Annotated in this window: 27 protein-coding genes; 16 read left to right on the plus strand and 11 right to left on the minus strand. The window is 35.6% G+C overall.

Features of this window, described 5'->3' with window-relative positions:
* Positions 1–46: 46 nt before the first annotated feature.
* Genes dnaA through WEEVI_RS00015 form a run of 3 tightly spaced genes read left to right on the plus strand, consistent with a single transcriptional unit; the run spans position 47 to position 2,654 of the window.
* On the plus strand, positions 47–1,474 hold the full coding sequence (dnaA, locus tag WEEVI_RS00005) for a chromosomal replication initiator protein DnaA (RefSeq protein WP_013597126.1): 1,428 nt from the start codon (positions 47–49) through the stop codon (positions 1,472–1,474).
* Positions 1,475–1,493: 19 nt separating this feature from the next.
* Positions 1,494–1,940, plus strand: a complete 447-nt coding sequence (locus tag WEEVI_RS00010; protein WP_013597127.1) for a low molecular weight protein-tyrosine-phosphatase — start codon at positions 1,494–1,496, stop codon at positions 1,938–1,940.
* Between the two features lie 6 nt (positions 1,941–1,946).
* Positions 1,947–2,654 carry an SAM-dependent methyltransferase gene (locus WEEVI_RS00015; RefSeq protein WP_013597128.1) on the plus strand — a complete coding sequence of 236 codons (708 nt, stop codon included), beginning with the start codon at positions 1,947–1,949 and terminating at the stop codon, positions 2,652–2,654.
* 80 nt (positions 2,655–2,734) lie between these two features.
* On the opposite strand, the gene WEEVI_RS00020 is transcribed toward WEEVI_RS00015, so the two are convergent.
* On the minus strand, positions 2,735–3,412 hold the full coding sequence (locus WEEVI_RS00020; RefSeq protein WP_013597129.1) for a SanA/YdcF family protein: 678 nt from the start codon (positions 3,410–3,412) through the stop codon (positions 2,735–2,737).
* 87 nt (positions 3,413–3,499) lie between these two features.
* Between WEEVI_RS00020 and WEEVI_RS00025 the strand changes: the two genes are divergently transcribed.
* The 7 genes from WEEVI_RS00025 (at position 3,500) to WEEVI_RS00055 (ending at position 9,625) form a co-directional block, all read left to right on the plus strand.
* The gene (locus tag WEEVI_RS00025) at positions 3,500–4,294 is read left to right on the plus strand and encodes a HipA family kinase (protein WP_013597130.1); all 795 of its coding nucleotides are present in this window, start codon (positions 3,500–3,502) and stop codon (positions 4,292–4,294) included.
* Complete coding sequence (locus tag WEEVI_RS00030) at positions 4,272–4,655, plus strand: DUF3037 domain-containing protein (RefSeq protein ID WP_013597131.1); 384 nt, start codon at positions 4,272–4,274, stop codon at positions 4,653–4,655. Before WEEVI_RS00025 ends, WEEVI_RS00030 begins: the two co-directional genes overlap by 23 nt.
* Positions 4,656–4,718: 63 nt before the next feature.
* Complete coding sequence (locus WEEVI_RS00035; protein WP_013597132.1) at positions 4,719–5,045, plus strand: single-stranded DNA-binding protein; 327 nt, start codon at positions 4,719–4,721, stop codon at positions 5,043–5,045.
* A 147-nt stretch (positions 5,046–5,192) separates the two neighbouring features.
* Positions 5,193–5,591, plus strand: a complete 399-nt coding sequence (locus tag WEEVI_RS00040; RefSeq protein ID WP_013597133.1) for a DUF6146 family protein — start codon at positions 5,193–5,195, stop codon at positions 5,589–5,591.
* A gap of 30 nt (positions 5,592–5,621) precedes the next feature.
* On the plus strand, positions 5,622–6,722 hold the full coding sequence (prfB, locus tag WEEVI_RS00045; RefSeq protein WP_013597134.1) for a peptide chain release factor 2: 1,101 nt from the start codon (positions 5,622–5,624) through the stop codon (positions 6,720–6,722).
* A 3-nt stretch (positions 6,723–6,725) separates the two neighbouring features.
* Positions 6,726–8,090, plus strand: a complete 1,365-nt coding sequence (gene trkA / locus WEEVI_RS00050) for a Trk system potassium transporter TrkA (RefSeq protein ID WP_013597135.1) — start codon at positions 6,726–6,728, stop codon at positions 8,088–8,090.
* On the plus strand, positions 8,090–9,625 hold the full coding sequence (locus tag WEEVI_RS00055; RefSeq protein WP_013597136.1) for a TrkH family potassium uptake protein: 1,536 nt from the start codon (positions 8,090–8,092) through the stop codon (positions 9,623–9,625). The genes trkA and WEEVI_RS00055 overlap by 1 nt, the downstream gene beginning before the upstream one ends.
* Before the next feature lie 122 nt (positions 9,626–9,747).
* Here WEEVI_RS00055 and msrA read toward each other — a convergent pair whose 3' ends face one another.
* Both msrA and WEEVI_RS11205 read right to left on the minus strand, forming a co-directional pair.
* A complete protein-coding gene (gene msrA / locus WEEVI_RS11200) occupies positions 9,748–10,275 on the minus strand; it encodes a peptide-methionine (S)-S-oxide reductase MsrA (protein WP_013597137.1) in 528 nt (175 codons plus the stop codon).
* A gap of 15 nt (positions 10,276–10,290) precedes the next feature.
* Positions 10,291–10,749 carry an Lrp/AsnC family transcriptional regulator gene (locus WEEVI_RS11205; RefSeq protein WP_013597138.1) on the minus strand — a complete coding sequence of 153 codons (459 nt, stop codon included), beginning with the start codon at positions 10,747–10,749 and terminating at the stop codon, positions 10,291–10,293.
* Between the two features lie 271 nt (positions 10,750–11,020).
* Between WEEVI_RS11205 and metK the strand changes: the two genes are divergently transcribed.
* From metK to menD, 3 genes are all read left to right on the plus strand, one after another.
* Positions 11,021–12,280 (plus strand): methionine adenosyltransferase, encoded by a 1,260-nt coding sequence (metK, locus tag WEEVI_RS00070; RefSeq protein WP_013597139.1) that lies wholly within the window; start codon positions 11,021–11,023, stop codon positions 12,278–12,280.
* Between the two features lie 78 nt (positions 12,281–12,358).
* The gene (gene fabG / locus WEEVI_RS00075; protein WP_013597140.1) at positions 12,359–13,102 is read left to right on the plus strand and encodes a 3-oxoacyl-[acyl-carrier-protein] reductase; all 744 of its coding nucleotides are present in this window, start codon (positions 12,359–12,361) and stop codon (positions 13,100–13,102) included.
* Positions 13,103–13,187: 85 nt separating this feature from the next.
* Complete coding sequence (gene menD, locus WEEVI_RS00080; protein WP_013597141.1) at positions 13,188–14,861, plus strand: 2-succinyl-5-enolpyruvyl-6-hydroxy-3-cyclohexene-1-carboxylic-acid synthase; 1,674 nt, start codon at positions 13,188–13,190, stop codon at positions 14,859–14,861.
* Position 14,862: 1 nt separating this feature from the next.
* Here menD and WEEVI_RS00085 read toward each other — a convergent pair whose 3' ends face one another.
* From WEEVI_RS00085 to WEEVI_RS00115, 8 genes are all read right to left on the minus strand, one after another.
* Entirely contained in the window at positions 14,863–15,888 is a 1,026-nt protein-coding gene (locus tag WEEVI_RS00085) for a PTS sugar transporter subunit IIC (protein ID WP_013597142.1), read from the minus strand.
* Positions 15,889–15,905: 17 nt separating this feature from the next.
* The gene (locus WEEVI_RS00090) at positions 15,906–16,562 is read right to left on the minus strand and encodes an OmpA family protein (RefSeq protein ID WP_013597143.1); all 657 of its coding nucleotides are present in this window, start codon (positions 16,560–16,562) and stop codon (positions 15,906–15,908) included.
* Between the two features lie 24 nt (positions 16,563–16,586).
* On the minus strand, positions 16,587–17,891 hold the full coding sequence (gene rimO / locus WEEVI_RS00095) for a 30S ribosomal protein S12 methylthiotransferase RimO (RefSeq protein ID WP_013597144.1): 1,305 nt from the start codon (positions 17,889–17,891) through the stop codon (positions 16,587–16,589).
* A gap of 58 nt (positions 17,892–17,949) precedes the next feature.
* Complete coding sequence (locus WEEVI_RS00100) at positions 17,950–18,984, minus strand: glycosyltransferase family 2 protein (protein WP_013597145.1); 1,035 nt, start codon at positions 18,982–18,984, stop codon at positions 17,950–17,952.
* Positions 18,984–19,433, minus strand: coding sequence for a DUF2750 domain-containing protein (locus tag WEEVI_RS00105; RefSeq protein ID WP_013597146.1), 450 nt, complete (start codon positions 19,431–19,433; stop codon positions 18,984–18,986). The genes WEEVI_RS00100 and WEEVI_RS00105 overlap by 1 nt, the downstream gene beginning before the upstream one ends.
* Positions 19,434–19,436: 3 nt before the next feature.
* Positions 19,437–20,573, minus strand: a complete 1,137-nt coding sequence (locus tag WEEVI_RS00110; RefSeq protein WP_041941995.1) for a THUMP domain-containing class I SAM-dependent RNA methyltransferase — start codon at positions 20,571–20,573, stop codon at positions 19,437–19,439.
* Positions 20,574–20,704: 131 nt separating this feature from the next.
* Positions 20,705–20,809 (minus strand): ribonuclease H-like YkuK family protein, encoded by a 105-nt coding sequence (locus WEEVI_RS11425; RefSeq protein ID WP_260181928.1) that lies wholly within the window; start codon positions 20,807–20,809, stop codon positions 20,705–20,707.
* Positions 20,810–20,816: 7 nt separating this feature from the next.
* Entirely contained in the window at positions 20,817–21,188 is a 372-nt protein-coding gene (locus tag WEEVI_RS00115; protein WP_260181929.1) for a ribonuclease H-like YkuK family protein, read from the minus strand.
* A 287-nt stretch (positions 21,189–21,475) separates the two neighbouring features.
* Here WEEVI_RS00115 and WEEVI_RS00120 point away from each other — a divergent pair, with 287 nt between their 5' ends.
* From WEEVI_RS00120 to WEEVI_RS00130, 3 genes are all read left to right on the plus strand, one after another.
* Positions 21,476–22,924 carry a GLUG motif-containing protein gene (locus WEEVI_RS00120; protein WP_013597148.1) on the plus strand — a complete coding sequence of 483 codons (1,449 nt, stop codon included), beginning with the start codon at positions 21,476–21,478 and terminating at the stop codon, positions 22,922–22,924.
* A 225-nt stretch (positions 22,925–23,149) separates the two neighbouring features.
* Positions 23,150–24,439, plus strand: coding sequence for an adenylosuccinate synthase (locus WEEVI_RS00125; RefSeq protein ID WP_013597149.1), 1,290 nt, complete (start codon positions 23,150–23,152; stop codon positions 24,437–24,439).
* Between the two features lie 48 nt (positions 24,440–24,487).
* Complete coding sequence (locus WEEVI_RS00130; protein ID WP_013597150.1) at positions 24,488–25,342, plus strand: fructosamine kinase family protein; 855 nt, start codon at positions 24,488–24,490, stop codon at positions 25,340–25,342.
* Positions 25,343–25,374 lie beyond the last annotated feature (32 nt).

The raw sequence follows: 25,374 nt of genomic DNA on the forward strand, positions 1-25,374 counted from the left end.
GATACTAATACTAAGACTGTTTAACTAAAATTTTATAACGAATAGAATGGATAATAATGCAATTATTGTATGGGAAAAGTGTCTCTCTTATATTCAAGACAATATCGACAAAGAGGCTTTCGATACATGGTTTTTGCCTACAAAAGCAGTTAAGCTTGTAGAAAATATCCTAACTATTCAAGTACCAAGTAAATTCTTCTACGAATGGCTAGAAGACAACTATATCACTTTGCTGAAAAGTGCTTTGCTAAAAGTTCTAGGTCCTGACGGAAAGTTGGTCTACAGCATTGTTACCAATATGCGTAATAAACCACAAAATCCAGACACGGTAAAAATTCCTTCAATCAACAAAGAAAAGGTAAAACCCAACCTTATCGATGCTCCACTAAAAATCGAGAGCAACGACGTGTTAAACCCTTTTGTGATACCAGGTTTGCAAAAAATAAAAATCGATTCTCAACTAAATTATCGGTACAATTTTGATAATTTCATAGAAGGTGAATCGAATCGTTTAGCAAGAACTGCAGGTAAAGCCATTGCAAAGCGTCCGGGCGGGACTTCTTTCAACCCGTTCTTTATTTATGGTGGTGTTGGTTTAGGGAAAACGCACTTGGTTCATGCAATCGGACAAGAAATCAAAGAACTTTATCCAGACAAATCTGTGCTATATGTTTCGACCGAAAAGTTTACCATGCAATTCATTAACGCGGTTGCCAACAAAAGCCAGAACGACTTCGTGCATTTCTACCAAATGATTGATGTGCTTATTATAGATGACATCCAATTCTTAGCCGGAAAAGCAAAAACTCAAGAAGCCTTCTTTCATATTTTCAATGATTTACAACAAAAAGGTAAACAAATTATCCTTACCTCTGATAAATCACCAGCTACACTAACCGAAATGGAACCTCGATTAATCTCGCGTTTCAAGTGGGGATTGAATGCAGAACTGCAAATGCCAGACGCATCAACGCGTAGAAATATCATCCAGCAAAAAGTAGAAAAAGATGGAATAGAAATTCCAGAAACTGTATTAGATTACATTGCAGAAAATGTAGAAACCAATGTTCGAGAATTAGAAGGCACCTTAAATTCGATCATTGCTCAATCGACTTTCAACCGAAAAGAGATTACATTAGATTTGGTGAAAGACACATTATCCAACATCATCCAATACAGCAAAAAGGAAATTTCGATCGATTATATCCAAAAAACAGTTTGCGACTATTTCAAAATACCGATCGAAGATATCCAATCAAGATCACGCAAAAGAGATGTGGTACAAGCCAGACATTTGGCAATGTATTTTGCAAAAATACATACCAAAGCTTCTCTAAAAAGCATTGGTGACAAAATCGGTAATCGAGATCATGCTACCGTTTTACATGCTTGCAAAACGGTAACCAATTTATCAGAAACCGATAAAATTTTCAAAGGATACATCGAAGAAATCAATAAGAAGTTAACAGTATAAACCAAAAAAATAATTGACTATGAAAATTATGATGGTTTGTCTTGGGAATATATGTCGCTCGCCTTTGGCAGAAGGTATTTTACAACACAAACTTGGCAACAACTACACAGTAGAATCCTCTGGAACGGCACGATGGCACGAAGGAAAAAAACCTGACCAACGAAGCATTGCCGTTGCTAAAAAACATGGAATAGACATATCTCAACATCAAGCACAACAGTTTGTACCCATTATGTTTTCTGATTTTGATATGATTTTTGCAATGGACAGAGATAATTTTGCTGATTTGCAAAAACTAGCTACAACCCAAGAAGAAAAAGACAAAATTAGACTTATACTTTCCGAAGCTTTTCAAGAACAAACAGATGTTCCGGATCCTTACTACGGAACTGAAAGAGATTTCGATGAAGTTTATGATTTATTGGATCGTGCAACCGATGAATTAGTAAAAATAATCAACCGATAAGAAATCATGAATCAACCCAAATTATATTTAATTCCTAACCTTTTGGGCGAGGCTTCACCCGAAGCATCACTACCGATGCACAACACAGAAGTTGTAGAGGCGTTAAATTTATTTGTGGTTGAAAATGAAAAATCTGCTCGAAAATTCATAAAAAAAATTTGCCCCAATAAATCACAGTCATCTCTAGAAATACATATTCTCGATAAACATACCGAAGGTGAAGATTTATTGGCGATATATCGATTACTTAATCGAAAAGAAAGCATTGGGATTATTTCCGAAGCTGGTTTACCCGCCGTAGCCGACCCTGGATCGTTATTGGTGAAACAAGCACATAAGGTTAATTTCCCAGTCGTCCCCTTGGTTGGTCCATCCTCTATTCTACTGGCTTTGATGGCATCTGGTATGAATGGACAATCGTTTGCATTTCATGGCTATTTACCAATAGACAAGAACGAAAGAAAGAAAAAATTACAGCATTTAGAGAAAGAAAGTGCCTTGCACGGAACGGCACAGATTTTTATGGAAACCCCTTATAGAAATCAACAATTGATCAGCGATGTGATAAAATTCTTAAATGGTAATACACTTTTTTGTGTAGCCTGCGATCTTACCTTAACTTCAGAGTATATTTCGACTCGATTGGTAAAAAATTGGAAAAATCATCAAGAACATTTTCATAAACGTCCAGCTATTTTCATCCTACAAGCATAATAAATTGAGTTCTGTATCTCACTTATCCTACTGGAAGATAAAAAGCAAACTCTAAAAAATTTATCTCTCTAGAATTTGATCTACAACACTAAAGGTTTTCTTTCTTTGATAACGTAAGGTGGTACCCTATTGAAAGAAACATCCATAATTGCCTTAACATTAGAAACCAATTCTCGTGCGCGATCTTTGTACAAATCGGTATAAGTATGAAAATCTGCAGGGTAACCTGTACAAGAAATATTGAGCATTCGACCAATAAAAAGTGTACGACTCAAATGATATTCTTGAGTGACAAATATCGGATTTTTGATGCCGTAAATATATTTAGTACGATAAACGGTAGAATAGGTATCCAAAGCTGCACCATCGACAAGAATTTTCTCTACCGGCACTCCTCTCTCTACACAATATTTTTCCATTACATCGACCTCAGAAAGCTTATTTCTTAACGATTCACCCGACAAAAGAAGATAATCTACTTTATTTGACTTAAACAATTGAATACCTGCATCCAGACGATCTTTTAATAAATCAGACGGTTCACCATTTTTATTGAATCGTGTTCCTAAAACAACAGCCACTCGGACATCGTCACCCAACTCATTGACCTGAGAAGAGACATACGGCTTGGCAAACAACACGATTAAATAATTTATCCCAACCAGAAAAAACATCCCCACAACTGATAAGATAAAAACAGTTTTGAGATATGTATTGGATAAGATTTTTTGAATGTTATGGGTAATTTTAGTAATCATTCTCTTAATTTGGTAATTTTGGCTATTCAAAAATGATTCCTATATAAGAGTTACTTTATTAAAGTTATCATAAAATAACTAAAAGAAATGAAAACACCAATAGAATTACGAACGGTAAATGTAGAACGCTATATTACCCCTTTACGAGAAGGTGGCTCGTTACCTGCGCTGGCCGATGCAGATGATGGGTTCAAATATGTATTGAAGTTCAAAGGAGCAGGACATGGACCGCGAATGTTGATTTCGGAATTGTTGGGAGGCGAAATTGCTCGGTATTTAGGGCTTCCAGTTCCAGAGCTGGTTTTTGCCGAACTCGACGAAGCCTTCGGCCGCACAGAAGCTGACGAAGAAATTCAAGATTTACTAAAATTCAGTCAAGGCCTAAACTTAGGATTGCATTATTTATCAGGATCGATTACCTATGATCCAAGTGTAAATCTAATAAAAGAAGACTTGGCTAGTAGAATTGTTTGGTTAGACGCTTATATCACGAATGTTGACCGCACTTTCCGCAACACCAATTTATTGATGTGGAACAAAGAATTATGGTTAATCGACCATGGTGCCTCTTTTTATTTTCACCATTCATGGTACGGATGGGAAGAGCATGCACTAAGCAAATTCGAACAAATAAAGGACCATGTATTATTAAAACAAGCATCTGATTTAGAAAGAATTGACCATGAATTTTCGAGTAAATTATCTCCAGAAGTAATCGACAAAATTGTAGATTTATTGCCTTATGAATGGTTAGAAACAAGCGATGATGAAAAAAGCAAAGAAGAAATGAAAACCGTTTATAAAGACTTCTTGAAGATCCGTCTAGCCCATACGTCTAATTTTGTAAAACATGCTATCGATGTCAGACAATCACTTATATGAGTATGCAATCCTACGAATAGTTCCCAAGGTAGAAAGAGAAGAATTTGTAAATGTTGGGGTTATTGTTTTCTGTAAAAAAGCAGATTTTCTAGAAGTTAGAATACAGCTAAATCGTGATAGAATCAATGCATTTTCACATGAATTAGACTTGGATGAAGTAGAAAAAAACCTAGAAGCAATCAGAAAAGTCGGACATGGTGAATGCAAAGAAAGTGCAATTGCCCAAATGGAAAAACCCGAACGTTTTCGTTGGCTAACGGCCGTTAGGAGCTCATCTTTGCAAACCTCACGCCCACATGTTGGATTAACCAAAGATCTCGCCCAACAACTCATCGAATTAGAAAAAGAATATCTTTCATAAAACATTGATTTTTGTTATTTTATTTCTTATATTAGACAAACAATAACCATTTTTTTTATCGCCATGAAAAGTCTAAGAAACAAAGTCCAGTTAATTGGCCATGTAGGCAACACCCCAGAAGTGAAGCAAATGGCTAATAATCGAAAAATGGCTAAATTTAGTTTAGCAACCAACGATTCTTATACCAATCAACAAGGAGAAAAAATCACCCAAACCGAATGGCATTCACTCGTTGTTTGGGGGAAATTGGCCGAAGTTGTAGAACAACATGTTACAAAAGGTAAAGAGTTGGTGATCGAAGGTAAGTTAACTTATAATAGTTACGAAGATGCTAACGGTGTAAAAAGAACAAATGCAGAAATCATCGTTCATGAGTTACTACTTTTGTAATTTTACTCTAAAACGAGAATTCAGTTCGAGAAAATCGAACTGAATTCTCGTTTAAATCTCCCAGCATTACTGAAAATCATTTTTTAGCATTCTTTTTGCCATCCTACCAAAAAAGACTATTTTTAATAAAAAAATACATATGGTACGATGAAAAAATTATTAATCTTTCTATTATTCAGCTATTGCCTATTAGCATGCTCAACCAATAACTATCTTACAGAAAACAACACAAAAAATAATCGCTTGGCTCTCGAACCAAATGATGATGGAGAATACGATATAATCGTTTTTGATCCAGAATACGAAACCTACTTACGCAGCATCGCTATGCCGAAGAATTATTATTCTATCACTTTCTATAAAAATAAAAACACGTACTATGTGGATTCGTGGAACCATCGCCATGCACAACCCCATGCCTACAATCCAAACTTGTATGCAGTTCACATCGATTACGACTCTAATGTCGACTATGGTCTATTACTTGAGTATAAACTCTATAATTTTTTCAGATTTATAGAATGGAAATATAAAGTGCATTTATAAAAAACAGAAAGATTTTATACCTTTGTCGTTATGTTTAATTTCGACCAGTACAAAGATATCCAAAAAAGAATACAAGCTCTCTATACCTATTTAGAGATCGAACAAAAAAGAATTCAGGTAACCAATGACGAGGAAAAAACAGCTTCGCCAGATTTTTGGGATGATCCAAAAAAAGCGGAGATGTTTATGAAAGAATTACGATCTATAAAGAAGTGGATAGAAGATTACGAATCTGTAGAGCAAGCGGCTAATGACTTGGAAGTCCTAATTGAGTTTAACAAAGAAGGAGAAGTGAGCGATGAAGAAGTTCAGGAGCATTATTCCAAAACTATTAAACTATTAGAAAATATCGAATTCAAAAACATGCTCTCGGATGAAGGAGATAATTTGGGTGCGATTCTACAAATCACTGCCGGAGCTGGTGGTACAGAATCTTGCGACTGGGCAAGTATGTTGATGCGTATGTATTTGATGTGGGCTGAAAGTCATGGATATAAAGTTCGCGAACTCAACTTTCAGGCTGGCGATGTTGCAGGTGTAAAAACAGTAACACTGGAAATTGATGGAGAATTTGCTTTCGGATGGTTGAAAGGCGAAAATGGTGTACATCGCTTGGTGCGTATTTCGCCGTTTGATAGTAATGCAAAACGACACACAAGTTTTGTGTCGGCATATGTCTCACCGATGGTAGATGAGACAATAGAGATAGATATCAATCCTGCCGATATAGAAATGCAAACTTCTCGTTCGGGAGGTGCTGGTGGACAGAATGTAAACAAAGTGGAAACCAAAGTCCAACTAACTCACAAGCCAACTGGGATTGTGGTGATATGTCAGATAGAACGTTCTCAGCTTGCCAACAGAGAACGAGCCATGGAAATGTTGAAATCTGAACTCTACAAAATAGAACTCGACAAAAAAATGGCTGCTAGAAATGAAATAGAATCTAATAAAATGAAGATTGAATGGGGTTCTCAGATAAGAAACTATGTGATGCATCCCTACAAATTGGTGAAAGATGTCCGTACCGGGACCGAAACCGGAAACGTAGATGCTGTAATGAACGGTGATATCGATCAATTTCTGAAATCATACCTCATGTTGATGGGACAAAAACACGAAAACGAATAGATCATGAAAATCATTATTGGTGGTGCTGGTGAGGTTGGCTTTCATTTGGCAAAATTATTATCAAATGAAATGCTTGATATCATCGTGATGGACACCGATAAAGAACGTTTGTCCCATATAGAAAACTCATTAGATGTAATGACGTACAGAGGAGATATCACCTCTTTCAAATCTTTGCGAGAAGTAAACGTAGAGAGTGCAGACATGTTTATCTCAGTAAGCCAACTCCAAAACACCAACCTTACAAGTGCATTGATTGCCAAAAAAATGGGTACCAAACGTACAATAGCACGCATAAGCAATCCAGAATACTTATTGCGTGAGAATCAATTAGCTGTTCAGCGTTTTGGGATTGACGCACTCATTAGCCCAGAATTATTAGCTGCTAATGAAATCAAAAGCCTTATAGAGCAATCTGCATTCAATGAAATGCATTCGTTTGATGGAGGGCGAATAAATTTATTCGGTACAATCCTTGATCACGATTGTAAAATCATCAACAAAAAATACAAAGATGTTTATCTCACTTCAAAAGGAGGAACAGAAAGGCTTTTCATGCCCATTGCGATCATTCGTTACAATCCGAAATCGGGTTACGAAACCTTGATTCCGACCGATGAAACTGTATTCGAAAACAATGATCAAGTATATTTTATTTCTAAGAATTATGCAACATTAGAATTGTATAAACTTTTGGGTAAAAAACAAGATTATTTTCACAACGTCATTCTACTAGGTGGAGGAAGTATCGGCAAGAAAACTGCTAGACTTCTCAAAGCTGATAAACACAATGTGAAAATTATAGAAAAAAATAGAGATCGAGCTTTCGATCTGGCTGATGAATTCAACAACATTCTTATAATACATGGCGATGGAAGTGATGGAGATTTACTAGAAGATGAAGGAATTTCTGAAGCAGACGCTTTTATTGCTGTAACAGGTTCGTCAGAAACCAACATCATGTCTTGTCTTTTTGCGAAATCAAAAGGTGTTAGAAAAACCATCGCTTTGGTAGAAAATATAGATTATATTCATCTAAGTCAAGAGATAGGCATCAGTGCTTTTATTAATAAAAAACTCCTTACTGCAGACGGAATTTTCCGTTACGTTCGTCAAGGTCAAGTTTTGGATGTTTTTGGTATTTCTGATTTGGATGCAGAAGTTTTAGAATTCAAAATCAAAGAGCATTCAATGGCCATCAATAAAACCGTAGGCGAATTGAATATTAAAGATGAAGCTGTTATCGGTGGCATAGTTAGGAAAGGTGAAGCCATCATTCCGACAACCGACTTTGTTTTGGAGAAAGGTGACCGTGTTATTATCTTTTCTTTTCCAAGCGCCCTAAAACGCGTAACTCGTTACTTCTAATGAAATCATTCAATTTCAAAATCGTTTTCTACCTTAGTGGAATTCTTCTTTTACTCAACACCTTCTTTATGCTACTTTGCTCGGTATTGAGTTTAATTTGGAAAGATGACCTTTCGTTCAGTTTTCTAATTTCTGGCCTAATAACAGGGAGCATTGGCGGTTTCATGTATATTTCTGGTAAAAAAGCATCGCGCACCGTTCGCAAAAGAGAAGGATATTTGGTCGTCTCTTTTGGTTGGGTGATTTTGATTCTTACTGGAGTGTTACCTTATTATTTTTCTGAATCTTACCTCCCACTTTCTGTTTATTATTCCAACGATATAACTACCATTAACCTTTTCTACGAAACTGTCTCTGGTTACACAGCAACCGGCACAACGATTTTTCAGAATATAGACTATCTACCCAAAACAATTCTATTCTGGAGAAGTCTTACACATTGGATCGGTGGGATGGGAATTATCGTTTTGACTATTGCCATCATGCCTTTTTTAGGTATTGGCGGAATGCAACTGTTCTCAGCCGAGTATACCGGAAACGTCTCGCCCGACAAAATACACCCAAGAATCGCTGATACTGCCAAAAACCTTTGGCTTATCTACATCGTACTCACCTTTGCAGAAACTATTTTGCTCTATTTTGCCGGAATGAATTTTTTTGATGCAATCAACCACTCATTTAGCACCATGTCTGCTGGTGGTTTTTCTACCAAAGACAATAGCATTGCATACTGGCGAAACAACGAATTGATACAATATATACTCACTTTTTTCATGGCTCTTTCGGGTACTAATTTCGTTATTCTTTACTTCTTATCTCGACTAAAATGGAAGAAAGCTTGGCAAAATGAAGAGTTTAAAAGTTACCTTGCAATCATCTTGATTATCTCAGCTATCATCTCTATAGTATATTATTTTCATTATTACAAAGAAGATTCTTTTAATTTTGATAATTTAGAAAATGCATTTCGATTTTCTATTTTTCACACTACATCTATTTTATCAACCACCGGTTTTATTTTTACCGATTATACAACCATTACACCTTTGGTTACTTTACTCTTGTTTTCTTTATTTTTTGTAGGAGGATCTGCAGGTTCTACGGCGGGTGGTATAAAAATAATTCGTCAGGTAATTCTACTTAAAAATAGTATTATAGAATACAAAAGAATTCTACACCCTAATGCGGTAATCCCTGTTCGCTATGGAGGTAAAGCAATTTCTCAGAAAATTGTCTATAATATTTTAGCGTTTTTTGTGATGTATATGTTTATTTGGGTTTCGAGTGCAATCCTTTTTTCATTAATCAATGACGACCTAAGTAAAGATTACGAAAGTATTTTATCGAGCCTCACGGTTACAGCCTCTTCCTTAGGAAATGTCGGGCCAGGAATTGGTGTTTACGGGCCAACTTCTAATATGAGTAATCTAACGAACGCTGCTAAACTGTTATGTAACGTATTGATGATTTTAGGACGTTTAGAGATTTTCACATTCGTCATTATCTTCACGCCTTACTTTTGGAAATCAAATTAAAAAAACTTCTATCTAATAAAATTAGATAGAAGTAACTTCAAATTAAGATTTAATTTGGTATATATATATTTAGTTGGTTACTTCTACAATACAAAACCTATACCAAAAACAAATTTTCTTGATTATTTCAACAAATAATGATAGTTATCCAAGAATTTTTTCACTTTTGGGCTCACGACAGCCATGCAATAAGGCTGTGTTGGATTATTTTCGAAGTAGCGCTGATGATATGCTTCGGCAGAATAAAATGTTTCTAGCGGCTCTATTTCGGTAACAAAATTTACATTTTTTTCTTGTTCATAAAATTTCTTAGATTCTTCGGCCTGGTGTTTTTGTTCATCATTCAGATAATAAATCACCGAGCGGTACTGTGTGCCAATATCATTACCTTGCTTGTTGAGCTGCGTAGGATCATGAATTTGCCAAAAAACTTCTAATAAAGTTGCATAGGAAATAATCGATGGATCGAAAATAACTTTTACAACTTCGGCATGCATGGTTTGCCCAGTACAAACCTCCTCGTAGGTAGGATTTTCGCTTAAGCCTCCTGCATAACCAGATATAGCCTCATCCACCCCTTTTAAAAGATTGAAAATATGTTCTACACACCAAAAACATCCACCCCCAAAAATTGCTTCTTCTCTTGTCATTGTCTATACATTTTTTCAGATATAATATTCTAAAGTCTCTTTCAGTTCACTAATTACAAAAGTACTTTGTGTGCTCCCTATGCTTTGTATTTTTGTTAGGCGATTTATCATAAAATCACGATAATCATCCATATTTTCAAAAGCCATTTTTATGATATAATCATAATCGCAACTCACGTGATAACAACTAAGAATCTCTTTCTGCTCTAAAATATCTTTTTCGAATTGTTTGATACTTTCTTGAGAATGCTGCGCAAGTTTTATATGACTCAAAACCAACAATTCTTTGTTAATTTTTTTTCTATCGACTAATGCAACATATTTGTCAATAACTTTATTTTTTTCTAATTTTTTTATTCTTTCATGTATTGCCGTTGAAGATAAATTCAACTTATCGGATAGTTGCTTATAGGTAATTTTACTATCCTGTTGCAAAAAAGTTAAAATTTTTGCATCAATTGTATCTAATTTCATACTAAAAATAGTTTAGTTAAACTATCAGAAATAAATTCTTTTTTTCTTTGAAGATAAAAGTACAGCATTTCATCCGAATAGTATTCATCTATCCAGAAAATTTAGGTACAAAAAACGAAAATCAAAAAAAGCTTTCCCAAAAAGGTAAAAAAACTTATATTTGTTGAAAATTTTACAGGAGGAAGGATTTGTCTGATTGCAACCTCATTAAACAATTGCTAAACCAGAAATCCTTCTCCCTTTTTTATCCAATAAAAAAAATATATAATTTATGTCTTATTTATTTACTTCAGAGTCTGTTTCTGAAGGACATCCAGATAAAATTGCGGATCAAATTTCTGATGCTATTCTTGACAACTACCTCGCTTTGGATAAGCAAAGTAAGGTTGCTTGTGAAACTTTGGTAACCACAGGACAAGTGGTACTGGCCGGAGAAGTGAAAACAAAAGCCTTTATAGACTTACAAAAAATTACCCGACAAACCATCTCTAAAATTGGTTATACCAAAAGTGAGTATATGTTCGATGCAAACTCTTGTGGTATTCTCTCTGCGATCCATGAGCAATCTCCCGAAATTTCGCAAGGTGTAGAGCGCGATTCAGATGAAGAGCAAGGAGCTGGCGACCAAGGAATGATGTTTGGTTATGCCACGAATGAAACCGAAAATTTTATGCCACTAGCATTAGATTTATCGCATAAATTATTAGAAGAGTTAGCCAATATTCGCAAGAATGAATCAGAATTATTACCGTATTTAAGGCCAGACTCAAAGGCACAAGTAACTATAGAATACGATGATAATAATAAGCCAATTCGCATAGATACTATCGTAATTTCTACACAACACGACGACTTTGCGAACGAAAATGCAATGCAAGAAAAAATCAAGAGTGATATAATCAATATATTAATTCCACGCGTAAAAACTCAATTGCCTATTCATATTCGAGATCTTTTCGATGATGATATAACCTACCACATCAATCCTACCGGAAAATTTGTAATCGGTGGTCCACATGGAGACACAGGGCTAACCGGCAGAAAAATCATCGTAGACACCTACGGTGGTAAAGGCGCACACGGTGGAGGAGCTTTTTCTGGAAAAGACCCATCGAAAGTAGACCGTTCTGCTGCTTATGCTGCCCGACACATTGCCAAGAACATGGTTGCCGCAGGAGTTGCCGATGAGGTTTTGGTACAAGTTTCTTATGCTATTGGAGTTGCTGCTCCGGTTTCTCTCTTGGTCAATACCAATGGAACTTCTAAAGTAAATTTAACGGATTCTGAGATTTCTAGAAAAATCCAAACGTTATTTGATATGCGCCCATTTGCTATCGAGCAACGCTTAAAATTACGAAACCCAATATACGAAGAAACAGCAAGTTACGGCCACATGGGTAGAAGCCCGAGAATAGTTACTAAAACCTTTAAAAACACAAATAGTGAGGAAGATTTAACGGTTGAAGTTGAACTTTTCACATGGGAAAAATTAGACTATGTAGAAAAAATCCAACAGGAATTCAATTTATAATTAAAAAATTTCAAAAGTAAAACCGGCAAATACGTCGGTTTTGTTTATATTAGCCGTTTGTCTTAAATATTGAAGTACATGAAATTACTCGAAGGAAAAGTAGCCATTGTTACTGGAGCAACAAGAGGGATTGGAAAAAGCATCGCCCAAACTTTTATAGAACATGGTGCAACTGTGATTTTTACCTATGCTTCATCGGTAGAAAAAGCAAGCGCTCTAGAGAAAGAATTAAGAGAGTTAGGAACAATAAAAGGATATCAATCAGATGCAGCAGATTATGATGCCGCACAAGAGTTGGTTTCAGAAGTAATTAATGAATTCGGAAGAATAGACATCGTTGTAAATAATGCAGGAATTACGCGCGACAACCTTTTGATGAGAATGTCTTTAGAAGATTTTGACAAAGTGGTACAAGTCAACCTCAATTCTGCATTTAACCTTACCAAAGCCGCTATTCGCCCTATGATGAAACAACGCAATGGTGTAATTCTCAACATGAGTTCTATCGTAGGGTTAAAAGGAAATGCCGGCCAGGCGAACTATGCAGCTTCTAAGGCTGGATTAATAGGTTTTTCTAAATCTGTTGCCCTCGAACTTGGTTCACGCAATATTCGTTGTAATGTAATTGCACCAGGATTTATAGAAACTGAAATGACCGAAGTTCTGGACGAAAAAACCGTTGAAGAATGGAGAAACGGAATTCCTCTGAAAAGAGGTGGAAAGCCAGAAGATATTGCCAACGCTTGTCTTTTCTTAGCTTCTGATCTAGCAAATTACATTACAGGACAAGTAATCAGTGTAGATGGAGGCTTACACACCTAAAAAAATAAAAGCAAAACGATACAAAGGTTTTGATTTGGTACATTTACCCTTTCAGAACCTTTTACTATTTTAATTTATCTCTATTTTGAAAAAAAAGTCAAACCTACTTAATGTACAACTTGTAGCTGAAACTTTTTTAGCCGCAAATATACAGCATATTGTGTTGTCTCCTGGTTCTAGAAATGGTGCACTGACCATGCAATTTGCCAACGATGATCGTTTTATTACGCATTCGATTATCGATGAGAGATCAGCCGCTTTTGTTGCTTTAGGCATCGCACAAAAATTGAGACAACCAGTAGTAATTTGTTGCACTTCTGGCTCTGCAGCTGCAAATTATTATCCAGCAGTTACTGAAGCTTTTTACCAAAATATACCCCTGATAATCCTTACCGCTGATCGCCCAGAACATTTGGTTGATAATTTTGATGGACAAACGATTAGACAAAAGAATCTATATCAATCTCATAGCTATTACAGTACCCAGTTGAGTGAAAAAGACGATACCGAAACCCTGACCGAAAACATGCTAAAGGTGAAAGATGCTCTTACAAAATCTAAACAATGTATGGGACCTGTACACATCAACATGCCTTTTTCAGAACCATTTTACGGTTCTACAGTCGAGCAACTGATCACTATCGAAACTTTATTAATCCCTGAAAAAGAATTTCCAGAAATAGATATATTTGCCTTATCTAGAAAATGGAATATAGCACAAAAAAAATTGGTTTTGGTCGGATTACATCCTACCGACAAACATTTCAACCAATTGATAAATTATTTGGCAAACGACCCTTCTGTTGTTGTATTAATAGAGGTAACATCTAATATTCATAACAATTTATTTATCAATAAAATAGACCAAATTATCTACAACTTAAGTTCAGATGAATTAGAAAATTTAAAACCTGAAATTTTATTAACAATCGGTCAAAATGTTGTCTCCAAAAAAATAAAAAATTTTATTCGAAATCATCCACCAAAAGAACATTGGCATTTGGATGAATTTTGGCAACCAGATACTTTTCAGGTTTTAAATGAAAAAATTCTTTTTAATAAAAATCAGTTTCTAGAAGACTTCCTTCCGTACATAAATCCAAAAGGAAGTAATTATTATCATCTTTGGGATAGAATAAGAAAAGAAAAAGAATCTAAACATGAAACATACATAGAAAAAGCTCCATATAGTGATTTAAAGATTTTCGATAAAATAATCAAAACCTTTCCGAACAATAGCAATGTTCATTATGGTAATTCTTCTGTTATCCGTTATGCATTGTTGTTCGACAATCCTAAGTCTTGCTCCTATTTTTGCAATCGAGGAACTAGTGGAATCGATGGCTCTACCTCAACAGCGGTAGGTTGTGCTACAGTAAGCAAAGACTTAACAATTCTAGTCACAGGTGATATTAGTTTTCTATATGATTCTAATGCGTTATGGAATAAAAATCTGCCTAAAAATCTAAGGATCATTTTAATCAACAATGGAGGAGGAAATATATTCCGTTTCATTCCTGGACCAAATGAGACCGATGTTGTAGAAGAATTTTTCGAAACGAAACACCATCTAAAAACCTACGGGTTAGCCGAAACCTTTGGTTTAGATTACTGGCAATTAGACAATGAAAATGAAATAGATAACATTTTAGATATTTTTTATAATCAAGACACAGGACGAGCTAAAATTTTGGAGATTGATACAATGCGTATTAAAAATGCAACTATCCTAAAAGACTATTTTTCTTATTTAGCGTAAATCAAAATATCTTTAAATCTCCTGTTCGTATCCAATTGATTTTTTTCAATATACAATAAATAATATACGCTAAAATTGCGGGTAAGATAAAATGTAATATCGAGATCTTTAAAAGGATTGAAGATGTAGAAAATTCGTTTTTCATTGCATTCCAAGTTCCTATCTGCCCTACTAAACCACAAGTGCCCATACCAGATTCTAAGGCTGTATTTTCCATCAGTAAGACGGTTGTAGCAATCGGACCCAAGATTGCAGCTGAAAGTGTGGGTGGAATCCATATGCGCCAATTTTTATAAATGTTTGGCATTTGCAACATACTTGTACCAAGACCTTGCGCCAAGAAACCCTGAATACCATTCTCTCTGAAACTTATCGTTGCAAAACCGATCATTTGTGCACAACAACCGGCAGTGGCTGCTCCTGCAGCTAAGCCGTCTAATTCGAGCATCAAGCAAAGAGCGGCTGAGGATATAGGTAGCGTTAAGGTCATCCCTACTAAAACAGCAATAACGATTCCCATAAGAATAGGATTAGCATTGGTCGACTGTCCGATAATTTGTCCTAGCCAAAGCATAATTTGCTGAACACTTGGGCCTGCAAACTGGGCAATGAGTATACCAATCAATACTGTAACAATTGGTGTAATAACTATATCGATTCGTGTTTCTTTAGAAATTAACTTACCACATTCTACTGCAATTATCGAAGATAAAAATACGCCTAATGGACCACCTAACTGATAGGCAGCAACACCGACAACTGCAGAAGAAAACAGAACTAGCTGAGGGGCGCGCAAACTATACGCAATTGCCAATGCAATTGCAGGACCTGTAGCTTGTTGAGCAAATGGCCAAACTACCGTAGACAAAAAATGGACATGGAATTCGTCGCCAAAAGTTTTCAGGATTGTACCTACCAACAAAGTAGCAAATAGACCATAAGCCATTGCTCCCATTGCATCGACAAAATAACGCTTTGCAGAAAACTGTACATCTTTTTTAGCTAAAAATGTCGAAAGCGAATGCATGAAAAACGCTTAAATTTTTATTTTTTGGTAATTCGGATATCGACTCTACGATTTTGCGCTCTACACAAATCGGTATCATTCGCTTCACAAAGAAAATGTTGATCACCGTAACCTTCTGTTGATATTCGGTTTGCAGATATCCCTTTATTTACCAATGCTTTGGCTACTTCATCAGCACGATTGGTAGAAATTTTTTTATTGATTGCTGCATCGCCAGTATTATCGGTATACCCTCCTATTTTTAGCGTTGCGGTAGGATATGCTTTTAGTATTTTAGCTATATTATCGATTTGGATTAAAGAATTATCTGTAATTACAGACTTGTTGATGTCGAAATAAACTCGATCGAGCGTTATCCAATCCTTGGTTTTATCGATATTAACGCTAAATTTTTGATCATTTAGTTGATTGATTAGTTTCTTTTCTGTCGAGAACTCTCCGATATTTAATGTATCATTATTAGGCAAAATAATATCTGAAATTTCTCCTACAGAATATATATAATTGTTGTTTTCATCTAATGTACCATTGTTATTTACAACAACAACTTCCTCAACAACATCACCAGATGTTTTGGCTACATGATTAGAGGTTGTTTCTGTATCACATTTACAAGACAATAAATAAAAGGAAGTTAGGATAGTTAGACTTAAACTTAAAACTATTTTTTTCATAACAATATAGATTGTTTTTTTAGATTATTCTACTAATTTACCAATTAAATCGAATTCATACGCATCAACTATCTCAACTTGTACGAAATCTCCTATAGACAAATAGACTTCTTCTGCATTGATCAATACTTCGTTGTCCACGTCCGGAGAATCATATTCTGTTCTCCCGACAAAATTATCACCTTCTTTTCGATCTATTAAAACGCGAAATTGTTTACCTATTTTTTCTTGATTCAACTCGTAAGAGATTTGTGTTTGGATTTCCATTATCTCTTCTACACGTTGTTCTTTTACTTCTTGCGGAACATCATCTTCTAGCAGATATGCATGTGTATTTTCTTCGTGTGAATAAGTGAAGCATCCCAATCGATCGAATCGTTGTTCTTTCACCCACTCTTTCATCTCATTAAAATGCTCTTCGGTCTCACCAGGGTAACCTACAATAAGTGTTGTTCTAATAGCCATATCGGGAACATATTGTCGAAACTTATCGAGCAAAGCATTGGTTTTTTCTTTGGTGGTTCCGCGTCGCATCGATTTCAGAATATCGGTAGAAATATGTTGCAAAGGTATGTCGAGATAATTACACACTTTTTTCTCTTTTTTAATCACTTCTAAAACATCCTCTGGAAAACCAGACGGAAAAGCGTAGTGCAAACGAATCCATTCGACACCATCTACCTTTACCAATTCTTTAAGTAAATCTGCCAAAGCTCTTCTTTTATAGAGATCTAGGCCATAATACGTAAGATCTTGGGCTATGAGAATTAATTCTTTGGTTCCTTTTTTTGCTAATTTTTTAGCTTCAATTACAAGTTCTTCTATCGGTTTTGAAATGTTTCCTCCACGCATAAGCGGGATAGCACAAAATGAACATGGTCGATCGCATCCTTCTGCAATCTTTAGATATGCGTAATGACGTGGTGTTGTTGTTAAACGTTCACCCACTAACTCGTGCTTATAATCTGCTCCTAAAGCTTTTAGTAACAAAGGTAAATCGCGAGTACCAAAATACTGATCGACATTCGGAATTTCTGCCTCTAAATCTGGTTTATAACGCTCTGAAAGACATCCTGTAACAAACACTTTTTCTACTTCTCCTTGTTCTTTCAGATCGACATACTCTAGAATAGTGTTGATACTTTCTTCTTTGGCGTTATCGATAAATCCACATGTATTGATTACTACAATATCTCCTACTCCTTCGTGCACAACTTCCTTTTTATTGGCTTGTAATTGCCCCATCAAAACTTCGGAGTCATATACATTTTTAGAGCATCCTAAAGTAACAATATTTATTTTCTTTTTCCCGACCGATTTCGTACGCATTGGATTGTATTTTAAGAATGTGCAAAATTACATAAAATATACATGCAAATCGATAAAATCACTTAAAATAAAAATGTCGAGGAAAGGCTTTTTCTGGCTTTTGCTGAAGGATATTTAATTTGATTTGTGCTTCTAAGAAGCCAAAACCATAGCAATAAAATTGGATTAAGGTTGTGGGTATAGACATTAATCCGACCATAAAACTACCGAAACGTTTTGTAGCAAAAACCAAAATCAAAACAAGATAAAACATCCAAAAAAGTAGTGGTAATAACAAAAATTTTTTCATAAAACCTTGTACGAACAAGGAAGAAAAAGCCAACAGAAATGCAATAATATTCGCTAACAAAAAGACTGCTGGAAACCAAAAACTAATTTTTATATAGTTCGGATGCCGTTGGTTCAGTATGGGTCTTGCAATGCCAAACTGATAAACTTGTTTAGCAAAACTTTTCAGTGTCGATCTTCTTTTGTGCAAAACTTTTGCTTCTAGAAAAAGCCTAGTTTGCAATCCTTTCTCCCAAATTCGCATGCTAAGATCCGGATCTTCTCCTACCCTTAACTTAGAAAATCCATTGGTCAACTCATACGCTTTTCGGCTTATCCCCATATTAAAACTTCTGGGCTGAAAACGATTTACTTGTTTTTTCCCCCCTCGAATCCCTCCTGTTGTAAGGTAGGATGTCATAGAAAATGTTATAGCTTTTTGCAGAATATTAAAACTCTTATCGGCATCATCTGGACCACCAAAAGCATCTACATAGTCTTCGTTAAGCTCTTGATTGACAGTAGATAAGTAGTCTTTAGATACAATCGTATCCGAATCGAGAAATATGAAGTATTCTCCTTTTGCCTGTTGCATTCCATAATTACGGCTCAATCCTGGCCCAGAGTTTTCTTTATAAAGATAGCGAATCGTCAACAGTGTAGAAAAATCATTAGTGATGTATTCTAACGGATTTTTAGAGCCATCATCTACCACCAAAACCTCGAAGTTTTTATAAGTTTGTTTGCTCAAACTTTGTAGTAATTCGATTAATTCGATGGGTCTTTCGTAAACGGCAATTATGATAGAAAAAAAAAGATTTTCCACTATTGGTTAAAATTAGATTCTTCTTTGAATTTTATAATTTCTTGTCTTAATGCTTCTAGTGTTTTAAAGTGTTTTAGAGAAAAGGTTGGATAGTTTTGGATACCATAATTACACATGTCTAACAAAAAATCTACCGGCAATGCTTCTTCCCCTTTGCCTTTTGCATCTAAATTAATTCCTACCAAAACAACTTCTTCGATCATTCCGATTAACCACTGTTCTATATAATCGTTTAACGAAATAGTCTTTATTTTGTGTTGTTGCCATCTTGCATGCTGGGCTTCTTTTGCCTTTTGGGCAGAGCTCCAAAAACAAATTACCTCTAAAGGCGAATCATCTTCATACATAAATGATTCTGAAAATGTTATAGCAAAACCTTCATCAGATTGGAGAATAACAACTTCTTGGTTTTGGAAAACTTCTTGAATAAATAGCTGAATCTCGGTCATGGACTAATCATTTTTCGATTGTTTCTTCGAACCTTCATACATTTCATATTGTAGAAAATCGCATTCTAATTTTCCATTAAAAATTTTGTATTTTTTAGAAGGACGCAAACCAACATATTTTTTTGCCTCGAGATCTGATGTTATAAACCAAGCTAAGGTATTGGGATAAAACTTTTTCAATTGATCGCCTATTTGCTTATAAAAAATCTGATTATCATTTTCTATTCGCTCATCATATGGCGGGTTGAAGACCAATAAAACTGGGAAAAGCTCTTTTCTGGATGTAAAAAAATCTTGATGTTTCACCTCTATAAGATCAACCAAATCCGCAGAAATAATGTTTTGTTCTGCAATTTTCACCATCATCGGACTATTGTCGTAACCTACAATTTTATAGTCAAATGGTTTAATCCGGTTAATTCTCGAGTTTCTAATTGATGTAAAGAGTGTTTCATCATAATCTTTCCAGTTCTGAAAAGCAAAGTGTTTTCGGTGCAATTGTGCCGGAATTTCGCTTGCCATCATCGCTGCTTCTAGCAGCATTGTTCCCGAGCCACACATCGGATCTAGAAAGTTTCCTTTCCCGTCCCAACCAGCTATTTTTAGTAAACCTGCTGCTAAAACTTCATTGATTGGGGCTGGACCAGTTTCTGTTCGGTATCCTCTTTTATGTAATGATTCTCCACTGCTATCGAGTGAAAGTGTTACTTTATCATGACTTATATGTAAATTGAATCTGATATCGGCATTGTAGCGGTCTACGCTTGGGCGTTTCCCATATTTATTGGTAAATCGATCGGCAATGGCATCTTTCACTTTCAGCGCTGCATAGTGTGAATGACGAAAATAATCTGAATTTACTGTTGCATTGATAACAAAAGTTTGATCTACTTGTAGGTAATTTTCCCAATGAAATTTTAATAGTCTCTGGTAGAGTTGATCATCATTTTTTACAGAAAAATTCATGATTGGTTTTAAGATTCTTAGAGCAGTTCTTAAACTATAATTAGCTTTATAAAGAAATCCAAGATCTCCATAAAACTCTACCATACGGTTACGGATTTGCACATCTCGCCCTCCGATGCTTTTTATTTCTTGTGCCAAAACTTCTTCAAAACCAAAAAAAGTTTTCGCCATCATTTTAAAATCTTCCAATCGATTATTTTTTTACAAAAATAAGGAAGATTGTAGAGTGCACAAGAATTTCTATAAATTATCGTTGTTTTACTAACATCTTCATCTTCATTCGCTTCCTAATACATTACAGTTCTTTAGGCAACCCAATCAGCGCAAGATGAGCTTGCAAAAGCATAAGGTTTGGCGATGAATTTGTACCCCATCCCCAAAACGTACCCCATAGCTTCTTTCAGTACCATACTAGATTTATGGTCTTCTGCAGAGTTTATATCGGCATGGACCTCCAAATCTATACGATACATCTAGAATAGAATACACATTGTACGTTACCTCTACCGATCTTACTACTTCGTTGAGAAGACGTTCTTTCAGACTAATTTTTTCTTTCACTCGTTCGGTGTGTAAAAAAGCAAAAGCTCCTTTTCCTTTTCTCACCACTACAATAGCCGTAGCATAATTCACTTCATTACCATACACATGAGAGTCCGAACCTATGCAGACTTTCAGCTCATGACCGGCAGATAGTTCTCGACAAATTGCATCTTCTAACAAATCTTTGATTGATTCGGAATAAGTAACCCCATTAAGATTTTTCCAAGTTTTATACTTCTCCTCCATAACAAAATATTTTGTTTATTTAAAGATAAAACTCTTTATAAATTAAGCTGTTACGAAATTGATAAGATTTTGTAAATATAAAAACGGATGGTTTTGATGAAACTTTTTCTAATTGTCAACTAAGCCCGAGTATAAAATTCTAAAATAACTTCTAATTATTGAATAAATCTCACTTTAAAGTCCATAGCCGAATATACATATCGATTATTATTCAGAAATAATTGATTTTATAATCGGATAATCAATTTAAAATTCCTTTTCTTTGTTTGCACAAAACAAATACAAATATGAAAAAAACTCTATTAACTCTCTTTGCTATAGCTTCTTTTTTTATAGGAAATGCACAAGACAATCAGAAATTTGCACCAAACGTGTACAAATCAACAACAACAGACAAAACATTCGTAGTAAAAAAAGATTTACCAAGCAGTAATTGGCACGATAACGCTGATGTTAGCTGGTATACCGATGCCCAAACATCCTTCGAAATTAACTCAGCAGAACAATTGGCCGGATTGGCAAAGCTGGTAATGAACGGAAAAACTTTTGAAGGTAAAACAATCACCCTAACACAAGACATAGATTTAGCTTCTCACCTTTGGACACCGATTGGTTACTCTGCCACACAAGCTTTTTCGGGTACTTTCGATGGAGGAAATCACACTGTAAAAAACATACAAGTAATTCGTGATAAAGGCGATTTTATAGGCTTCTTTGGACAAGTTTATAATGGACATTTAAAAAACACCAACGTAGAAAATGTCTACCTTAGAGGGCGAGATACCATGGGTGGTTTCGTCGGGAACCTCTCAACAAACAGTACCGCTGAGAATTGCCATGTAAAGAATGTCGATATTGTAGCTACTGGCTATAATGCAGGCGGATTTGCAGGCGGATTATTAACAGATTCTTCTATCCATAATTGTTCGTCAGATGGTGTCATTAGCGGCGTTAACCAAATTGGTGGATTTGTTGGTACCCCATGGGACAACACTATAATCACCGAATCTTTTGCAACAGGAAAAGTCTCTGGCGACTATATCATAGGAGGTTTTGCAGGTTTTAGCACCATGGCTTTTGCTCCAAACCGAATCAATACTATAAAAAACTCTTATGCAATAGTCGATGTAAATGCTACATTAGAACGAGCAGGAGGCTTTGTCGGTTCACCACAATTTAATATGCATATAGAAAATGTTTATGCTGTCGGCAAGGTAACATCACCACTCCATGCAGGTGCATTTGCAGGATTAGTTGGCCAGGTACAAATTAATAAATCTTACTATAATGAAGATTTGAATGATCTGAATGCATATGCTGATTTCGAATACGGAGAAACGCCGATCGATATTCAAGGAAAAAATACAACTTTCATGAAATCTCAATCAATGGTGGATCTTCTTAATCAAAACAGTGAAGAACTTTGGACAATTTCACAAAACATCAACAACGGCTATCCTTATCTAAAAGCACAAGGAAATATGGCCAATCACAACTATGCAACCCAACCAAAAGTGAAAGTTTATCCAAGCATCACAACCGACTTGGTAATGATTGAAGCAGACGTTGTTATCTCTAATTATCAAATAGTTGATACTTCGGGTAGAAAAGTAATGCAAAACAGCGTTCAGACAAAAAGAACAAAAGTTCAGGTAAATCATTTACCAAAGGGAACTTATTTTTTATTATTAGAAACCGAAAAAGGCAAGTTAACATCAAAATTCATCAAAAAATAATCAATTTTCAGCCTGCTAATGCAGGCTTTATTTAACTATTCTTTGCAGGTTTCTTTCTAACAAAATCCTTGGAAAAGGAAAAAACAATAAAAAAATCTTCTCGAACATAGAGCGTTGAAATAGATGTTTCTGTATTTTTATAAAAACTTATGATAAATAATTGGAAGAGCTTTAACATTAACTTAAATTTGCAGTTAACAAACAAAACATTTTAACAAGTCATACATGTCAACAAATGTAGTGGTCGGCCTTCAGTGGGGCGACGAAGGAAAAGGAAAAATCACTGATGTTTTAGCCGAGAAATCAGACTATGTTGTTCGTTACCAAGGCGGTAACAATGCAGGTCATACGGTTTATGTAGGTGATGATAAATTTGTTTTGCATCTTTTACCATCGGGTGTTTTACAATGCAAGGGTAAATGTATTATTGCCAACGGGGTCGTAGTCAACCCTGAAGCTTTTTTCAATGAAATTGAAAAATTAGAAGCCAGAGGTCAACGTACCGATCATGTTTTCATTAGCCGTAGAGCACATATCATAATGCCTTATCATGTTCTTTTAGACGAGTATCGAGAAGAGTTTGCTGGCAAAGATTTACAAATCGGCACCACCAAACGAGGCATTGGGCCTTGTTATGAAGACAAAGTTGCACGTGTCGGAATCCGTGCGATTGATTTATTAAACCCGGAGGTTCTAAAAGCAAAAATAGAAGAAAATCTTTTGGTAAAGAATGCCCTTTTCGAAAAGCTATTCGAGAAAGAACCATTAAAATTAGAAGACATCTATCAGAAATATTTAGATTACGGTCAACGACTGAAAGAACGTATAATAGATTCTGAGTTAGAAATCAACAAAGGGATCGACGAAGGAAAATCAGTTCTGTTTGAAGGAGCTCAAGCATTAATGCTCGATATCGATTTTGGCACCTATCCGTATGTTACTTCTTCATCACCAACAACAGGAGGAGTTTGTGTGGGAGCTGGCGTACCTCCGACAAAACTAAAAAACCTGATTGGGGTTTCTAAAGCATACTGTACACGTGTAGGTAACGGACCATTCCCGACAGAATTACACGACGAACTTGGTGAGCAAATCAGACAAATTGGGTTTGAGTTTGGTGCATCAACCGGAAGACCTCGTAGAACTGGTTGGCTAGATTTGGTTGCTCTACGTCACGCCTGTATGATCAATGGAATTACTCATCTAGTGATTACCAAACTAGACGTGTTAACCGGCATAGATAAAATAAAAGTATGTACAGCATACAAAACCGAGGACGGAAAAATAATCGACTACTTCACCTCTTCTACCACAAAACTCGAGCTATACGAAGCACAGTACGAAGAGTTAGAAGGTTGGACAGAGGATATATCAAAAATCAGTACGTTCGATGAATTACCAAAAACGGCTCAAGATTATATTCATTTTATCGAAAATTATTTAGGGATAGAGGTTTATCTGGTTTCGGTGGGGCCAGAAAGGTCACAAAATATTATTCGTACGACCTTATTTTAAATTATATAAAAAGTCTGATGATTCATCAGGCTTTTATTGTTTTCCTATATGAATGAAGTTTTAAAAAAAGTTGCTTTATCGAAATTAAAATTCGACGAAGCTACACCTATAAAGGGAGGAGATATCAACGATGCATTCCGCTTAGAATGCGACGGGAAACCTTTTTTCCTAAAATTAAACGTTGCCGATAGTCTTCCAGAACTATTTCGCAAAGAAGCCGACAACCTAAACTTCCTCTCACATATCGACCAACTTATTCTTCCCAATGTCATAGATTATGGAGTTTCACAAGACAATTTTCAGTTTCTAATTCTAGAATGGCTCGAGAAAAAAACTCCTACCGAAAAATCGTGGATTCATTTAGCCAATAACATGGCAAAGCTTCATCGCACTCACCAAGAAAATTTTGGATGGACAGAAGACACGTATTGCGCAATTGTGCTTCAACCCAATATTTCATCTACCCAATGGGAAGAATTTTTTAGTGAAAATAGAATTCTTCCAATGGCAAAACTGTTACGCGACAAAAACCTTATCGGAAGACGAGAAAGCCAACAACTTGATAAATATTGCAAGCAAATCAATTCTTTTTTTCCGATCGAGCAACCTTCTCTTTTGCATGGTGATTTTTGGTCGGGCAATATCCTACCAATCGACTATGACCAAATCGCGTTGATTGATCCTTCTTCATACTTTGGACATCGAGAAATAGATATGGCGATGAGTAAACTTTTTGGTGGATTCGATCAGCAATTCTACCACAGCTATCAAGAGATTTATCCGCTAGAAGAAACTTGGCAAGAACGCTTACCCTACACCCAACTCTATCCGCTTATGTTGCACGCGTTGCTATTCGAAGGATATTATTTGGATGAAGTGCAATCAATCTTGAAAAAACTTTAATCAAAAAAATATCAAACAAAAACTTTAAAAAC

Source organism: Weeksella virosa DSM 16922 (assembly GCF_000189415.1).
Taxonomy (GTDB): Bacteria; Bacteroidota; Bacteroidia; order Flavobacteriales; family Weeksellaceae; genus Weeksella; species Weeksella virosa.

What these genes read in the sequence shown, in the direction of transcription:
- metK (WP_013597139.1), top strand. Translation starts at nt 11,021, where the DNA reads ATGTCTTATTTATTTACTTCAGAGTCTGTTTCTGAAGGACATCCAGAT.
- WEEVI_RS00120 (WP_013597148.1), top strand. Translation starts at nt 21,476, where the DNA reads ATGAAAAAAACTCTATTAACTCTCTTTGCTATAGCTTCTTTTTTTATA.
- WEEVI_RS00085 (WP_013597142.1), bottom strand. Translation starts at nt 15,888, where the DNA reads ATGCATTCGCTTTCGACATTTTTAGCTAAAAAAGATGTACAGTTTTCT.
- WEEVI_RS00115 (WP_260181929.1), bottom strand. Translation starts at nt 21,188, where the DNA reads ATGGAGGAGAAGTATAAAACTTGGAAAAATCTTAATGGGGTTACTTAT.
- WEEVI_RS00030 (WP_013597131.1), top strand. Translation starts at nt 4,272, where the DNA reads ATGTCAGACAATCACTTATATGAGTATGCAATCCTACGAATAGTTCCC.
- WEEVI_RS00015 (WP_013597128.1), top strand. Translation starts at nt 1,947, where the DNA reads ATGAATCAACCCAAATTATATTTAATTCCTAACCTTTTGGGCGAGGCT.
- WEEVI_RS00110 (WP_041941995.1), bottom strand. Translation starts at nt 20,573, where the DNA reads ATGATGGCGAAAACTTTTTTTGGTTTTGAAGAAGTTTTGGCACAAGAA.
- WEEVI_RS11425 (WP_260181928.1), bottom strand. Translation starts at nt 20,809, where the DNA reads ATGGTACTGAAAGAAGCTATGGGGTACGTTTTGGGGATGGGGTACAAA.
- WEEVI_RS00055 (WP_013597136.1), top strand. Translation starts at nt 8,090, where the DNA reads ATGAAATCATTCAATTTCAAAATCGTTTTCTACCTTAGTGGAATTCTT.
- fabG (WP_013597140.1), top strand. Translation starts at nt 12,359, where the DNA reads ATGAAATTACTCGAAGGAAAAGTAGCCATTGTTACTGGAGCAACAAGA.
- WEEVI_RS11205 (WP_013597138.1), bottom strand. Translation starts at nt 10,749, where the DNA reads ATGAAATTAGATACAATTGATGCAAAAATTTTAACTTTTTTGCAACAG.
- WEEVI_RS00020 (WP_013597129.1), bottom strand. Translation starts at nt 3,412, where the DNA reads ATGATTACTAAAATTACCCATAACATTCAAAAAATCTTATCCAATACA.
- trkA (WP_013597135.1), top strand. Translation starts at nt 6,726, where the DNA reads ATGAAAATCATTATTGGTGGTGCTGGTGAGGTTGGCTTTCATTTGGCA.
- rimO (WP_013597144.1), bottom strand. Translation starts at nt 17,891, where the DNA reads ATGCGTACGAAATCGGTCGGGAAAAAGAAAATAAATATTGTTACTTTA.
- WEEVI_RS00125 (WP_013597149.1), top strand. Translation starts at nt 23,150, where the DNA reads ATGTCAACAAATGTAGTGGTCGGCCTTCAGTGGGGCGACGAAGGAAAA.
- WEEVI_RS00130 (WP_013597150.1), top strand. Translation starts at nt 24,488, where the DNA reads ATGAATGAAGTTTTAAAAAAAGTTGCTTTATCGAAATTAAAATTCGAC.
- WEEVI_RS00010 (WP_013597127.1), top strand. Translation starts at nt 1,494, where the DNA reads ATGAAAATTATGATGGTTTGTCTTGGGAATATATGTCGCTCGCCTTTG.
- WEEVI_RS00105 (WP_013597146.1), bottom strand. Translation starts at nt 19,433, where the DNA reads ATGACCGAGATTCAGCTATTTATTCAAGAAGTTTTCCAAAACCAAGAA.
- dnaA (WP_013597126.1), top strand. Translation starts at nt 47, where the DNA reads ATGGATAATAATGCAATTATTGTATGGGAAAAGTGTCTCTCTTATATT.
- prfB (WP_013597134.1), top strand. Translation starts at nt 5,622, where the DNA reads ATGTTTAATTTCGACCAGTACAAAGATATCCAAAAAAGAATACAAGCT.
- WEEVI_RS00035 (WP_013597132.1), top strand. Translation starts at nt 4,719, where the DNA reads ATGAAAAGTCTAAGAAACAAAGTCCAGTTAATTGGCCATGTAGGCAAC.
- WEEVI_RS00040 (WP_013597133.1), top strand. Translation starts at nt 5,193, where the DNA reads ATGAAAAAATTATTAATCTTTCTATTATTCAGCTATTGCCTATTAGCA.
- WEEVI_RS00090 (WP_013597143.1), bottom strand. Translation starts at nt 16,562, where the DNA reads ATGAAAAAAATAGTTTTAAGTTTAAGTCTAACTATCCTAACTTCCTTT.
- WEEVI_RS00025 (WP_013597130.1), top strand. Translation starts at nt 3,500, where the DNA reads ATGAAAACACCAATAGAATTACGAACGGTAAATGTAGAACGCTATATT.
- msrA (WP_013597137.1), bottom strand. Translation starts at nt 10,275, where the DNA reads ATGACAAGAGAAGAAGCAATTTTTGGGGGTGGATGTTTTTGGTGTGTA.